16 protein-coding genes are annotated in these 12,518 nt (G+C 64.9%); 14 read left to right on the plus strand and 2 right to left on the minus strand.

The features are described from left to right. Position 1: 1 nt before the first annotated feature. The 3 genes from ACFSQT_RS16235 to ACFSQT_RS16245 are packed head-to-tail and all read left to right on the plus strand — an operon-like array spanning position 2 to position 2,406. Positions 2 to 373 (plus strand): DUF2255 family protein, encoded by a 372-nt coding sequence (locus ACFSQT_RS16235; RefSeq protein WP_379020256.1) that lies wholly within the window; start codon positions 2 to 4, stop codon positions 371 to 373. 12 nt (positions 374 to 385) lie between these two features. Beyond that, a complete protein-coding gene (locus tag ACFSQT_RS16240; protein WP_379020258.1) occupies positions 386 to 1,375 on the plus strand; it encodes an aldo/keto reductase in 990 nt (329 codons plus the stop codon). Positions 1,376 to 1,410: 35 nt separating this feature from the next. Further along, complete coding sequence (locus ACFSQT_RS16245) at positions 1,411 to 2,406, plus strand: aldo/keto reductase (protein WP_379020260.1); 996 nt, start codon at positions 1,411 to 1,413, stop codon at positions 2,404 to 2,406. A 42-nt stretch (positions 2,407 to 2,448) separates the two neighbouring features. On the opposite strand, the gene ACFSQT_RS16250 is transcribed toward ACFSQT_RS16245, so the two are convergent. Further along, complete coding sequence (locus ACFSQT_RS16250; protein WP_379020262.1) at positions 2,449 to 3,039, minus strand: cation efflux transmembrane domain-containing protein; 591 nt, start codon at positions 3,037 to 3,039, stop codon at positions 2,449 to 2,451. 285 nt (positions 3,040 to 3,324) lie between these two features. Between ACFSQT_RS16250 and ACFSQT_RS16255 the strand changes: the two genes are divergently transcribed. The 11 genes from ACFSQT_RS16255 (at position 3,325) to arsK (ending at position 11,727) form a co-directional block, all read left to right on the plus strand. Continuing rightward, positions 3,325 to 3,792, plus strand: a complete 468-nt coding sequence (locus tag ACFSQT_RS16255; protein ID WP_379020264.1) for a GNAT family N-acetyltransferase — start codon at positions 3,325 to 3,327, stop codon at positions 3,790 to 3,792. A 27-nt stretch (positions 3,793 to 3,819) separates the two neighbouring features. Then, positions 3,820 to 4,203: an ACT domain-containing protein gene (locus ACFSQT_RS16260; protein WP_379020266.1), complete on the plus strand. Its 384-nt coding sequence runs from the start codon at positions 3,820 to 3,822 to the stop codon at positions 4,201 to 4,203. Positions 4,204 to 4,380: 177 nt separating this feature from the next. Next, positions 4,381 to 5,814, plus strand: a complete 1,434-nt coding sequence (locus ACFSQT_RS16265; protein ID WP_379020268.1) for an aldehyde dehydrogenase family protein — start codon at positions 4,381 to 4,383, stop codon at positions 5,812 to 5,814. Positions 5,815 to 5,909: 95 nt separating this feature from the next. Then, entirely contained in the window at positions 5,910 to 6,320 is a 411-nt protein-coding gene (locus tag ACFSQT_RS16270) for an antitoxin Xre/MbcA/ParS toxin-binding domain-containing protein (RefSeq protein ID WP_379020270.1), read from the plus strand. Continuing rightward, on the plus strand, positions 6,314 to 7,012 hold the full coding sequence (locus ACFSQT_RS16275; RefSeq protein WP_379020272.1) for an RES family NAD+ phosphorylase: 699 nt from the start codon (positions 6,314 to 6,316) through the stop codon (positions 7,010 to 7,012). Before ACFSQT_RS16270 ends, ACFSQT_RS16275 begins: the two co-directional genes overlap by 7 nt. A 117-nt stretch (positions 7,013 to 7,129) precedes the next feature. Beyond that, complete coding sequence (locus ACFSQT_RS16280) at positions 7,130 to 7,462, plus strand: ArsR/SmtB family transcription factor (RefSeq protein WP_379020274.1); 333 nt, start codon at positions 7,130 to 7,132, stop codon at positions 7,460 to 7,462. A 10-nt stretch (positions 7,463 to 7,472) separates the two neighbouring features. Further along, positions 7,473 to 8,219, plus strand: a complete 747-nt coding sequence (locus ACFSQT_RS16285) for an MIP/aquaporin family protein (RefSeq protein ID WP_379020276.1) — start codon at positions 7,473 to 7,475, stop codon at positions 8,217 to 8,219. Further along, entirely contained in the window at positions 8,216 to 8,638 is a 423-nt protein-coding gene (arsC, locus tag ACFSQT_RS16290; RefSeq protein ID WP_379020278.1) for an arsenate reductase (glutaredoxin), read from the plus strand. The genes ACFSQT_RS16285 and arsC overlap by 4 nt, the downstream gene beginning before the upstream one ends. A 63-nt stretch (positions 8,639 to 8,701) precedes the next feature. Further along, positions 8,702 to 9,022 carry an ArsR/SmtB family transcription factor gene (locus tag ACFSQT_RS16295; protein WP_056591381.1) on the plus strand — a complete coding sequence of 107 codons (321 nt, stop codon included), beginning with the start codon at positions 8,702 to 8,704 and terminating at the stop codon, positions 9,020 to 9,022. A gap of 49 nt (positions 9,023 to 9,071) precedes the next feature. Continuing rightward, the gene (locus ACFSQT_RS16300) at positions 9,072 to 10,493 is read left to right on the plus strand and encodes an NAD(P)-binding domain-containing protein (protein WP_465264341.1); all 1,422 of its coding nucleotides are present in this window, start codon (positions 9,072 to 9,074) and stop codon (positions 10,491 to 10,493) included. Next, positions 10,486 to 11,727: an arsenite efflux MFS transporter ArsK gene (gene arsK, locus ACFSQT_RS16305; protein ID WP_379020282.1), complete on the plus strand. Its 1,242-nt coding sequence runs from the start codon at positions 10,486 to 10,488 to the stop codon at positions 11,725 to 11,727. The genes ACFSQT_RS16300 and arsK overlap by 8 nt, the downstream gene beginning before the upstream one ends. Before the next feature lie 9 nt (positions 11,728 to 11,736). On the opposite strand, the gene ACFSQT_RS16310 is transcribed toward arsK, so the two are convergent. After that, a complete protein-coding gene (locus tag ACFSQT_RS16310) occupies positions 11,737 to 12,495 on the minus strand; it encodes an amino acid ABC transporter ATP-binding protein (RefSeq protein ID WP_379020283.1) in 759 nt (252 codons plus the stop codon). Positions 12,496 to 12,518: the final 23 nt, after the last annotated feature.

Genomic DNA, 12,518 nt, shown 5'->3' on the forward strand with positions numbered 1-12,518 from the left:
AATGACATGGTCGAAGGACGAACTCGGCAGGATCGCCGCGACCGACGATCTGCACATCGCGCCGCTGCGCGATGATCGCGTCACCCTTGGCACACCGACCTGGATCTGGTCGGTGGCGGCCGATGGCGAACTCTATGTGCGCGGCTACAACGGCCAGAAGTCGCGCTGGCACCAGGCCGCGATCAGGCAGAAGGCCGGTCGGATAACCGCCGCCGGCATGACCAGGGATGTCGCCTTCGAAGCAGTCGATGGGCCCATCAACGACCGCATCGACGATGCCTACCGGGCGAAATATGCGGCGAGCCCATACCTCGCCCCGATGATCAGCGCGCGTGCCCGCGCCGCGACCGTCAGAATCCTAGCGAAGACATGATGGAGAACTGAGATGCAAAAGCGCACACTTGGAAACAGCGGTCTCGAAGTCTCGGCCATCGGGCTGGGCTGCATGGGGATGAGCCATTCATACGGGCAACCGATGGAGACGCCGGATGCTGTCCGCCTGATCCGCTCCGCGTTCGAGCGCGGCGTCACCTTCTTCGACACCGCGGAGGTCTATGGCCCGTTCAAGAACGAGGAGGTTGTCGGCGAGGCGCTGCAGCCGATCCGCGACCAGGTGGTGATCGCCACCAAGTTCGGCATCGACATTGCCGGTACAGCCGGACACGACGGCATGGACAGCCGGCCGGAGCATATTCGCGACGTCGTCGAGGCCTCGCTCAAGCGGCTGAAGACCGACTACATCGACCTCCTCTACCAGCACCGCGTCGATCCGGTCGTGCCTATCGAAGAGGTGGCGGGCACGGTGAAGGACTTGATCAGCCAAGGCAAGGTGAAGCATTTCGGCCTCTCCGAAGCGGGCGTGCGCACGATCCGTCGCGCGCATGCGGTGCAGCCGGTCGCCGCACTGCAAAGCGAATACTCGCTGTGGTGGCGTGAACCCGAGGAGGCGATCCTGCCGGTCCTCGAAGAACTGGGGATCGGCTTCGTGCCCTTCAGCCCACTGGGCAAGGGCTTCCTCACTGGCGCCATCGATGCCAGCACGACGTTCGACAGCAGCGACTTCCGCAACACCGTTCCGCGTTTTGCAGAGGAGGCCCGCAAGGCGAACCAGGCGCTGGTCGATGCAATCGTCGCGATCGCAGCCGGGAAGAAGGTGACATCAGCACAGGTCGCGCTCGCCTGGTTGCTGGCTCGCAAGCCGTGGATCGTGCCGATCCCCGGCACCACGAAGCTCAATCGCCTCGAGGAGAACCTCGGATCGGCCGCCGTTGCGCTGTCGGCGGACGATCTTGCCAACATCGAGAGCGCGGTCTCGGCGATTGCCGTGCAGGGCGAGCGCTACTCCCCGCAACAGGCGGCAAGGATCGATCGCTGAACGTTATTTTTTTAAACCGCAATCAGGAGAAAAAGATGCAAAAGCGCACACTTGGAAACAGCGGCCTGGAAGTCTCGACTCTCGGACTCGGCTGCATGGGCATGACCTCGGCTTACGGTCCGCCGGCCGCGCGAGGTGATATGATCGCCCTCATACGAACGGCGGTGGACCTTGGCGTAACCTTGTTCGACACGGCCGAAGCCTATGGTCCGTTCGCCAACGAGGAATTGGTGGGCGAAGCGCTGGCGCCGTTACGGGACAAGGTGGTGATTGCCACCAAGTTCGGCTTCGACATCGACCTTGAGACGGGTGAGCGCAGCGGCGGCCTGAACAGCAGGCCGGATCACATCAGGGCGGTCGCGGAGGCTTCGCTGAAGCGCCTCAGGACCGATCGCATCGATATCCTGTATCAGCACCGCGTCGACCCCGATGTGCCGATCGAGGATGTCGCAGGCGCGGTGAAGGAGCTGATCGCGGAAGGCAAGGTCAAGCATTTCGGCCTCTCCGAAGCCGGAGCGCAGACAATCAGGCGCGCTCACGCCGTCTACCCCGTCACTGCGGTGCAGAGCGAATATTCACTGTGGTATCGGGGACCCGAGGCGGAAATCCTGCCAACGCTGGAGGAGCTCGGCATCGGTTTCGTTCCGTTTAGCCCGCTGGGAGCAGGCTTTCTGACCGGCAAGATGGATGCGAACACGACGTTTGCCAGCACCGACTTCCGTGCCAGTGTTCCCCGCTTTGCGCCGGAGGCGCTGAAGGCGAATGTGGCGCTGGTCGATCTGCTGCGCAACGTGGCGGCAGCGAAGGGTGCCACCCCGGCGCAGATCGCGCTTGCCTGGCTGCTTGCACAGAAGCCATGGATCGTTCCGATCCCCGGGACCACCAAGCTGCACCGTTTGGAGGAAAACCTCGGATCCGCCGCCATCGAGCTTGCGCCGGAGGAGCTCAGGGATATCGACCAGGCCGCCTCGCAGATCACGTTGAAGGGTGCTCGCTTGCCGCAAGCGGTGCTGGACATGACGGGCCGCTAGGTTTCATCGATGACCAGGGTTCTCATCCTCGGCGCCAATGGCTCAGCTTGAAATCCGGCTTTGCGCGAACTCGCGTCTTGCGGCCGTGAAGACCTCGCGGGCGGCATCCGCATTCATGACGGCGATCGCAAGGCCAATGATGATATCTGGCCAGGCCGAGTTCCACACGAAGGCCGTGGCCAGGCCGGCGGCAATGATCGAGACATTCGCCAGGACATCGTTGCGGGCCGACAGGAATGCCGCGCGGGTAAGACTGCCGCTGTGATGGCGATAGCGGGCGAGTATGAGCGCGCATGACAGGTTGACGAGGATCGCGCCGGCCGCGGTAAGCGTTAGCGGAATGGGCGCTGGCGGGATCGGAATGTTGAATTTCTCCCACGCCGTCCAAAGCGTCGCCAAGGCCGGGATCAGAAGGATAGCCGCCAGCGCCATTCCGAGCCGCGCTCGATTGCGGATGGTCCAGCCCAGCGCGACCATGATCAGGAGGTTGACGGATGCATCCTCCAGAAAATCGATGCTGTCCGCGAACAGTGATACCGATCCGATCCAAACGGCGACGGCAAACTCGATGCCGAAATAGCCAAGGTTCAGGATGGCGACCATCCGCACCGCCTTGCTCAGCGTCCCGGTCATCTCTTGTCCATCGATCAATTGCCGTTACCGCAAGGCATACAGGGATTCCATGACATCGGACATTACCGATCGAGCGGCCGCCTTGACAGCACCTCGCTTCCTGTTCCAGCCTGATGCCATGTTCGTCTTCGCGCCCGCCAACACCAAGCGACGCCGCACCTGCACAGTGCGGAGCGGCAAGCGGATTGCGCGACGACAAAGACCGGTACGATAGACCCGGTTCGTTCGTTTCCAGCCCCGCCCGCGATATCCGCCGGCGGGGTTTTTCATGCCTGGAGCATTTTCATGATCATCACTTCTTCCATCCGGCTTCGGCCGGCCGAGCCGGCGGACGCCGCCGCGATCAGGGATATCGTGCGCGCGGCCTATGCCAAATGGGTGCCGGTGATCGGCCGCGAGCCGCTGCCGATGCGCGCCGATTACGACAAGGCCGTTGCCGAGCATCTGTTCGATCTCGCCGTCGAGGAGGACGGCATTGTCGGGATGATCGAAACGATCCTGGCCGATGATCATCTCTGGATCGAGAATGTCTGCGTCGCACCGCGGGCGCAGGGCAGGGGCATCGGCCGGCTTTTGCTGGAGCAGGCCGAGCGCAAGGCGACCGAAGCGGGCCGCCCCGCGCTTCGGCTGCTGACCAACGGCGCCTTCGAGGCCAATGTGTTGTTGTACAAAAGGCATGGCTATACGATCGACCGGGAGGAGCCGTTCATGGGCGGCATGACGGTCTATATGAGCAAGAGATTGACGCGATAGCGGGCAATCGGAGGCATGGATACGACGATGGCTGCCAGGATCAAATTGAAGCAACTCCCGGGGCTGTACGCAATTTCGCGGCTTGGGGCGGGCGACAGCATTCCCGGCTGGTCGGATGGGCCGGGCTTCGTCAGCATCACCAGGACCGACGACGAGCTTTCGATCACGTGTCTGCAGGATCGCGTTCCAGGCACGGTCAAGCAGGATGGCGACTGGGTTGCCTTCAAATTGCAGGGGCCCTTTGCTTTCGACGAAACCGGCATCGTGTTGTCGGTCATCCAGCCGTTGTCGGAAAACGAGCTGGGCATCTTCTTGGTGTCCACCTTCGATGGCGATCACCTGCTGGTGAAAGCGGCGGATCAGGATGCGGCAAGAAAGCGTCTGGTTGAGGCAGGACACACGCTGCTGTAATTCATCCTGTGCCATCGAAAACGGCTGGGTTCGCTGGCACAACGCCGCTGGCTCAATCACTGGCGCGCTGGCTCAACCACTTCGGGGGTTGCGTTTGACAGCGCCGTTTGTGCATCGTTATCTCCAGCCACATATGACGGCCGGCAAAGCCATGCGGCGCACCCCAGGGAGAAAACCATGTCACACAATCTGCAGTTCTATATCGATGGTGCGTGGGTCGATCCTGTGGTGCCCAACACGCTCGACGTCATCGATCCGTCGAACGAGGATGCCTTCGCGCAGATATCGCTCGGCTCCAAGGCCGATGTCGACAAGGCGGTGGCCGCCGCCAAGCGCGCCTTCAACACCTTTGGCTTCACCGAGGTCGGCGAGCGGCTCGAGCTCTTGAACCGCATCATCGAGATCTACAAGAAGCGCAGCGCCGATCTGGCGCTCGCCGTGTCGCGCGAAATGGGCGCGCCGCGCCAGATGGCGTTGGACAGCCAGGTCGGCGTCGGCCTCGCGCATCTGCAGAAGATGGCCGACGTGCTGAAGTCGTTCGAGTTCCGCCATGTCAAGGGCAGCTCGCTGGTGGTCAAGGAGCCGATCGGCGTTGTCGGCCTGATCACGCCGTGGAACTGGCCGCTCAACCAGATCACCTGCAAGGTCGGTCCCGCTCTTGCCGCCGGCTGTACCATGGTGCTGAAGCCCTCCGAGATCGCGCCGCTCGACGGCATCATCTTCGCCGAAATCCTGGACGAGGCCGGCGTGCCGAAGGGCGTCTTCAACCTCGTCAATGGCGACGGACCGGGCGTTGGCCAGGCGCTGTCCAGCCACCCCGACATCGACATGATGTCGTTCACCGGTTCGACCCGCGCCGGTATCCTGGTGGCCAAGGCCGCCGCCGACACGGTCAAGCGCGTGCATCAGGAACTCGGCGGCAAGTCGGCCAACATCCTGTTCGGGGATGTCGACCTCGCGAAGGCCGTCACCAAGGGCGTCGCCGGCTGCTTCGGCAACAGCGGCCAGTCCTGCAACGCGCCGACGCGCATGTTCGTGCCGCGCGATCGCCACGACGAGGCTGCCGGCTATGCCAAGGCCGCGGCGGAAAAGTTCACCGTCGGCCCCGCCGACGCTGCCGGCACCAAGCTCGGGCCGGTCGTCAGCCAGCTCCAGTTCGACAAGATCCAGGACCTGATCCAGAGCGGCATCGACGAGGGTGCGACGCTGGTCGCCGGCGGCCCCGGCCGTCCGGCCGAACTCAACCGCGGCTATTATGTCAGGCCGACCGTGTTCGCCGACGTCACCCACGACATGCGCATCGCGCGCGAGGAGATCTTCGGGCCGGTGCTGGCGATCATGCCCTATGACAGCGTCGAGGAGGTGATCGAAACCGCCAACGACACGGTCTTCGGCCTTGCCTCCTACATCCAGGCCAAGGACATGAAGAAAGCGCGCGAAGTGGCGGCGCGCATGCGCACCGGCAATGTCTACATCAACTATCCCGCCTGGGACGCCGGCCTGCCGTTCGGCGGCTACAAGCAGTCCGGCAACGGCCGCGAATATGCCGAGTACGGTCTCGAGGATTTCCTCGAGATCAAGGGCATCGCCGGGTACGAGGCGGCCGAGTAGGCGGGGCACTGGCGCCGACTTTACAAGACGTGGGTTTCTCCTTGCCAATTGGCAAATACATGCTATATCTCTGCCATTAGCGGAGGTGAGCAAAAATGCAGCTTCAGCCCATAGTCACCACCCCGGCCACGGTTGGAAGCGCCATTTCGGATGAAGAGGCGGGCGCGCTGGCGCGCACCACCGTCAACCTGTTCAAGGCCTGGGGCCTCACCGACCTCGATGCCTGCATCCTGCTCGGCGGCATGTCGGCGCGCACCTGGGCGCGCTGGAAGGAAGGCGGCGTCGGCAGGATCGACCGCGACCTGCGCACCCGCATGGCGCACCTGATGGGCATCCACAAAGGGCTGCGCTATCTCTTTACGGAGCCGGCGCGCGGCTATGCCTGGATCCGCAAGCCCAATGCCGCTTTCGGCGGCCAGTCGGCGCTCGACCTGATGCTGCGTGGCGAAATCTCCGACCTTGCCGCGATGCGCGAATGGCTCGATGCGGAGCGTGGTGCATGGTGAGTGGGCTCGCGGTCCGGCGCCGCGTCCACTGGCACCAGACCTTCCGCATCATCCGCTCCATCCATCCGCCAATCGACCTCTTCGAGGACATTGCCGACCCGCGTGACTGGGAGGCGCTGGCCGCGGTCGAGGAGAAGACCAACCCGCGCATCAGGATCGAGATCGGCGACCTCGGCAAGGTGGCGGCCACAAGGCGGGTCTCCGGCCCTGGCGCCAGCTTCGTGATGGCGCCCTTCGTGCATTGTTCGACCCTGCGGCCCGGTCGCTTCTCGGATGGCAGCTACGGGATCTATTATGCCGGCGATAGCGAAGAGGTGGCGCTCGCCGAGACCATTCACCACCATCAGAAATTCATGCGCGCCACCAACGAGGACCCCGGCTGGACGGCGGATTTCCGCGTGCTGGTCGGCAGCGTCGACCGCGACCTCGACGACGTGAACCCGGTGCCCGGCGCGCTCGATCCCGACGACTACACCGCCTCGCAAGCGGAAGGGCGGGCGTTGCGGGCGGCCGGCAGCGACGGGCTGGTGTGGAGCAGCGTGCGCATGCCGGGCGGCGGCTGCATCGGCATCTTCTGGCCGGACGCCATCACCATTCCGGTGCAGGGCCGGCATTACAGCTATCACTGGGACGGCGCCCGCGTGGATTTCGTGCGCGAGCACGATACGGGCAAGGTGCTGGCCGTCACCTGATGGCCGGCGAGGGCGGATTGCGTCCGCGGTGAAGACTCGCCTGGCTTGAAGCCGTCCGAGATCATGCTTTACAGGTCGCGGGAGACCCGATATCCATAAATCCGAGGATTCGGATATATGGATAGAAAAGACACGTTGAACGCGCTGGCGGCGCTTGGCCAGGAGACGCGGCTGGATGTCTTCCGGCTGCTCGTCCGCGCCGGTCCGCAAGGCATTCCGGCGGGCGAGATCGCCACAAGGCTGGGTACCGTCCAGAACACCATGTCGGCGCATCTGAAGGTGCTCGCCCATGCCGGACTGATACGCCCCGAACGCGACGGCAGGATCGTGCGCTACGTCGCCGACATGACCGGGTTCCGCGACCTCCTGGCCTATCTGATGGAAGATTGCTGCAACGGCGCGCCGGAGCTCTGCCGTCCCGTCATCAATGCCGTGACCTGTGACTGCTAGGAGCAAGCCGATGAGCGAAGTGGCTGGACGAGATCGCCCGCACCCTGCCGAAGGCCGGCTGAGCGGCGTGGCGCCCGACCTGCCACGCCGCTGCGTCGCCGAAGCGCTGGGAACCGCGCTGCTGGTCGCGACCGTAGTCGGCTCCGGCATCATGGCATCCCGATTGACGCACGATGTTGCCATTTCGCTGCTCGGCAACACGCTGCCGACAGGTGCGATCCTCGTCGTGCTGATTACGATACTGGGGCCGGTGTCGGGGGCGCATTTCAATCCGGCGGTTACGCTGGTGTTCGCGCTCCGCCGGGAGATCGAGGTGAACGCGGCGCTCGCCTATGTCATCGCCCAGATCGTCGGCGGCATCGCCGGGACGTTTCTGGCGCACGCCATGTTCGAACTGCCGATCCTGCAGGCCTCGGTGACGGTACGAACCGGAGCCGGACAATGGCTCGCCGAGGCGGTCGCCGCCTTCGGCCTCGTCTTCACCATCCTGGCAGGCCCGCGCTTGCGCTCCGACGCGATCCCCTGGCTGGTCGGGCTCTACATAACGGCCGCCTACTGGTTCACGGCCTCGACCTCATTCGCCAATCCGGCCGTCGCCATCGCCCGTGCCTTTTCCGACACGTTTTCCGGCATCCGCCCGGTCGACCTGCCGGGTTTCATATCAGCCGAATTGCTGGGAGCGCTGCTGGCCATGCCCCTGGCAGGCTGGCTGCTTGCCGAACCGAAACCAACCAGACAGATGAAAGCCGCGAAATGACCGTCACCATCTACCACAATCCCGATTGCGGCACCTCGCGCAACACGCTGGCCATCATCCGGCAGTCGGGCGAGGAACCGGAAGTAATCGAATATCTGAAGACGCCGCCGTCACGGCAAAGACTGGTCGAGTTGATCGCGTCCATGGGCATGACGCCACGCGGGCTGCTGCGCGAGAAGGGAACGCCCTACGCCGAACTCGGCCTTGCCGACCCGAAATGGTCCGACGACGAAATCCTCGATTTCATGCTGGCGCATCCGATCCTGATCAACCGGCCGATCGTGGCGAGCCCGCTCGGCGTCGTGCTGGCCCGGCCGTCGGAAAAGGTGCTGGATATCCTGCCCAACCCGGACATCGGCGCCTTCACCAAGGAGGATGGCGAGGTGGTCATCGACGCCTCGGGCAAGCGGGTCGGCTGACAGTATTTCCATATTTTTCGAAATTGGGTTGACGACTCGACAGACGCCGCGTAGCCTATTTCCATGAAACTCGAAAAAGCAGCCGCCCAGCTCGAAGCGCTCGGCAATCCGACGCGGCTTCAGCTTTACCGCATCCTCGTGCGCGCCGGCGACGACGGGCTTGCCGTCGGCAGCGTCCAGGGCAAGCTCGACATCCCATCCTCGACGCTGTCGCATCACTTGAAGCGGCTGGTCGATACCGGTCTTGTCACGCAGGAACGGCAAGCGACGACGCTGATCTGCCGCGCCAACTATCCCGGCATGAACGCGCTGATCGGCTATCTCGCCGACGAGTGCTGCGCCGACGCCACCTGTGCGCCTGCCGTCGGCAAGGCGCTGGCCTGATTTTTTCGCCTTGTAATTCGAAGATACCGGAAGGATCGAACATATGGACATGATGGCAAATTCTCCCGTCGCGGTGATCGGTGCAGGCCCGGTCGGCCTCGCCGCCGCCGCGCATCTGGTCGAACGCGGCATCCGTCCGCTCATCCTGGAACGCGGCGAGAGCGCAGGTGCCGCGCTGCTCGAATGGGGCCATGTACGGGTGTTCTCGCCGTGGCAATACAATATCGACGCGGCGGCGCGGGCGCTGCTCGACCGCTCCGGCTGGACGGCGCCGGACATGCGAGGGCTGCCGACCGGCGGTGAGATCGTGCGCGACTATCTGGCGCCGCTTGCCGCACTTGCCGGCATCGCCGCCAATTTGAAGCTCGGCGCCGAGGTCACCGCGATCACCCGTCAGGGGCATGACAAGATCGCCAATGACGGCCGAAAGGACGCGCCCTTCGTCATCCGCTATCGCGATGCCGGCGGCGAGCAGCGCGTTCTCGCGCGCGCCGTCATCGACGCGTCGGGGACATGGCGGCGGCCAAACCCCATCGGCGTCGACGGGCTGCCAGTTGCCGGCGAAGCCGCTGCTCGCGGGCGCATCGCCTATGGCATTCCCGACGTGGCCGGCAAAGCCAGGGACAGCTATGCGGGCAAGCGTGTCCTCGTCATCGGCGGCGGGCACTCGGCCATCAATGTCGCCCTGGCGCTCATGGAGCTGCAGGACAAGGCGCCCGGCACCGAGATCTTCTGGGCGCTGCGTCACGCCAGCGTCGACCGGCTGCTCGGCGGCGGGCTGAACGACCAGTTGCCCGAACGTGGCGCGCTTGGCCTCGCCGCCAAGCAGGCGATGGCGGATGGAAGGCTGAACATGCTGACGGCTTTCGCCGTCAACCGCATCGAGATGCAGGGCGGGGGGCTTGCCGTCGACGCCCATTTGGCTGGCAAGCCATTCAGCCTTGCCGTCGACCGCATCGTCGTCACCACGGGCTTCCGGCCCGACCTGTCGTTCCTCGGCGAAATCCGCGTCGCGCTCGATCCCGCCGTCGAAGCGCCGCCGGCGCTGGCACCGCTGATCGATCCGAATTTCCATTCGTGCGGCACGGTTCCCGCGCATGGCATCCGGGAGTTGGCCCACCCCGAACCTGGCTTCACCATCGTCGGCTCGAAATCCTATGGCCGCGCCCCGACCTTCCTGATGGCGACCGGCTACGAGCAGGTCCGCTCGGTGGTCGCCGACATTGCCGGAGACCATGTCGCGGCCCGCGAGGTGCGGCTGGTGCTGCCGGAGACCGGCGTGTGCAGCGCCGATATCGCCACGGAATCGGACGGTGCGGGTTGTTGCGGCGGGCCCGCGCCCGCCAATGTCGATGCCTGCTGCGTCGAGGATGCGGACGCCAAGGCAAACGGCGCGTCGGGCTGCGGCTGTGCAACAGGCTGCCCCTCGGTTGGCGCCAAGGCGACGGAAGCCGCGAGCGCCAATGCCTGACCGGTCTGTCCTGCGCAAGGCGATATGGGCGCTCGGGCTGACGCAGATCATCGGCTACGGCACGCTCTATTACAGCTTCTCGATCCTGGCGCCGGCGATGGCCAGGGAGTTCGGCCTCACGCAAGGGTGGGTGTTCGGCGCCTTGTCCGCCTCGCTGTTTGCCGGCAGCCTGTTCGCGCCCACGGCCGGGCGGTGGGCCGACCGGTTCGGCGCCGGCCGCATCATGACCATCGGCTCGGTCGCGGCAGCCGTCGCCCTGGCGCTGTGCGCCGTCTCGCCCGGCCGCGTGACCTTCGTTCTGGCCTTGCTGGCGATGGAACTGGCCTCCAGCTTCGTCCTCTACAGCGCCGCCTTCGTGGCGATCGTGCAGATCGGGGTTCCCCGGCCGCAACGCAGCATCACCCACCTGACGCTCATCGCCGGGTTCGCCTCGACCCTGTTCTGGCCGTTGACCTCGGCGCTGCATGCGCAGCTGTCATGGCGCGAGGTCTATCTGCTGTTCGCGGCGCTCAATCTCGGGCTCTGCCTGCCGATCCACGCCTGGCTGATGCGCCTGTCGCGCCGCCACGCGACGGCCACGCCGCAACAGCGCGGGCCTGGCCATGAAGCGGGCGCGGCGCTCGATCCGCGCCGCGGACAGCCCGCGTTCCTGTTGATGCTGGCTGGGTTCGCCACCGAGGGCTTCGTGCTGTCGGCGATCCTCATCCACATGGTGCCGCTGACGGCGGCACTTGGGCTCGGCACGGCCGGTCTCTTCGTTTCAACCCTGTTCGGGCCGGCGCAGGTCGCCAGCCGGTTGATCAACATGCTGTTTGGCGGGCGGCTTCAGCAGACGCATCTGGCCGTCATTGCCGCATCGCTGCTCACGGCCGGGCTGTGCACGCTGCTGCTGACCACGCCGTGGCTGCCCGGCGCCTTCCTGTTCGTGCTGCTGTTCGGCCTCGGGTCCGGCCTCACCAGCATCGTCGGCGGCACCTTGCCGCTCGAACTCTTCGGCCGCGAAGGCTATGGCGCGCGGCTGGGATGGGCGAGTGCTGCCCGCCAGTTCACCTCGGCCTTCGCGCCGTTCGTGCTGGCCTTCATGATGGCGCGGACATCCGTCGCCAATTCGCTGTGGGTGCTGGCGGTCGTCGCCGCGAGCGGCGTCATCGCCTTCCTCGCCATCGCGCTGATAAGACGGCGCCAGAGCCGGGTTGCGTTTGCCATTGGCGGCAGTCCGGAGAAGGCGAGTTAGCCTGGCCTCTCAATGCCTGAGAATCTTGCTCAGAAAGGCGCGGCTGCGGTCGGTCTTCGGGTGCGAGAAGAACTCGTCCGGCGTGCCGCTTTCGACGATGGCGCCGGCATCCATGAACACCACGCGTTGGGCGACCTTGCGGGCAAAGCCCATCTCATGCGTCACCACCATCATGGTCATGCCTTCCTCGGCAACCGCCACCATCACGTCGAGCACTTCCGAAATCATCTCGGGGTCGAGTGCCGAGGTCGGCTCGTCGAACAGCATGATCTTGGGCCGCATACCGAGGCAACGCGCGATCGCCACGCGCTGCTGCTGGCCGCCGGAGAGTTGCGCTGGATAGGCATTGACCTTGTCGGCGAGGCCGACCTTGGCCAGCAATTCGCGCCCGGCTTTTTCGGCTTCAGCGCGCGGGATCTTGCGGACATGGATGGGGGCGAGCGTGACGTTCTCGAGGGCTGTCTTGTGCGGGTAGAGGTTGAACGACTGGAAGACGAAGCCGATCTCGGTGCGCAACTGCGTCATGTTGGCGGCGGGGTCGCCAAGGCGCTGGCCGTCGACGACGAGATCGCCGTCCTTGATCGCCTCCAGGCCGTTGACGCAGCGGATCAGCGTGCTCTTGCCCGAGCCGCTCGGGCCGCAGACGACGACCACCTCGCGCGGCTCGACGCTCAGCGTGATGTCCTTCAGCACGTTCAGCGCGCCAAACCATTTGTTGACGCCGCGAAAGTCGATCATGCCGGTTTTGGTCAGGTTAGGTTTGGTCATGTTTGCCGGACCTTTGAGGTTCG

Origin of the sequence: Mesorhizobium calcicola (assembly GCF_042682105.1) — a bacterium.
GTDB lineage: Bacteria > Pseudomonadota > Alphaproteobacteria > Rhizobiales > Rhizobiaceae > Mesorhizobium > Mesorhizobium calcicola.

Bases quoted from the DNA above. Each gene is read 5' to 3' on its own strand.
- arsC (WP_379020278.1), top strand. From the start codon at position 8,216: ATGACCGTCACCATCTACCACAATCCCGATTGCGGCACCTCGCGCAAC.
- ACFSQT_RS16235 (WP_379020256.1), top strand. From the start codon at position 2: ATGACATGGTCGAAGGACGAACTCGGCAGGATCGCCGCGACCGACGAT.
- ACFSQT_RS16275 (WP_379020272.1), top strand. From the start codon at position 6,314: ATGGTGAGTGGGCTCGCGGTCCGGCGCCGCGTCCACTGGCACCAGACC.
- ACFSQT_RS16280 (WP_379020274.1), top strand. From the start codon at position 7,130: ATGGATAGAAAAGACACGTTGAACGCGCTGGCGGCGCTTGGCCAGGAG.
- ACFSQT_RS16240 (WP_379020258.1), top strand. From the start codon at position 386: ATGCAAAAGCGCACACTTGGAAACAGCGGTCTCGAAGTCTCGGCCATC.
- ACFSQT_RS16295 (WP_056591381.1), top strand. From the start codon at position 8,702: ATGAAACTCGAAAAAGCAGCCGCCCAGCTCGAAGCGCTCGGCAATCCG.
- ACFSQT_RS16285 (WP_379020276.1), top strand. From the start codon at position 7,473: ATGAGCGAAGTGGCTGGACGAGATCGCCCGCACCCTGCCGAAGGCCGG.
- ACFSQT_RS16250 (WP_379020262.1), bottom strand. From the start codon at position 3,039: ATGACCGGGACGCTGAGCAAGGCGGTGCGGATGGTCGCCATCCTGAAC.
- ACFSQT_RS16300 (WP_465264341.1), top strand. From the start codon at position 9,072: ATGATGGCAAATTCTCCCGTCGCGGTGATCGGTGCAGGCCCGGTCGGC.
- ACFSQT_RS16255 (WP_379020264.1), top strand. From the start codon at position 3,325: ATGATCATCACTTCTTCCATCCGGCTTCGGCCGGCCGAGCCGGCGGAC.
- ACFSQT_RS16310 (WP_379020283.1), bottom strand. From the start codon at position 12,495: ATGACCAAACCTAACCTGACCAAAACCGGCATGATCGACTTTCGCGGC.
- ACFSQT_RS16270 (WP_379020270.1), top strand. From the start codon at position 5,910: ATGCAGCTTCAGCCCATAGTCACCACCCCGGCCACGGTTGGAAGCGCC.
- ACFSQT_RS16265 (WP_379020268.1), top strand. From the start codon at position 4,381: ATGTCACACAATCTGCAGTTCTATATCGATGGTGCGTGGGTCGATCCT.
- ACFSQT_RS16245 (WP_379020260.1), top strand. From the start codon at position 1,411: ATGCAAAAGCGCACACTTGGAAACAGCGGCCTGGAAGTCTCGACTCTC.
- ACFSQT_RS16260 (WP_379020266.1), top strand. From the start codon at position 3,820: ATGGCTGCCAGGATCAAATTGAAGCAACTCCCGGGGCTGTACGCAATT.
- arsK (WP_379020282.1), top strand. From the start codon at position 10,486: ATGCCTGACCGGTCTGTCCTGCGCAAGGCGATATGGGCGCTCGGGCTG.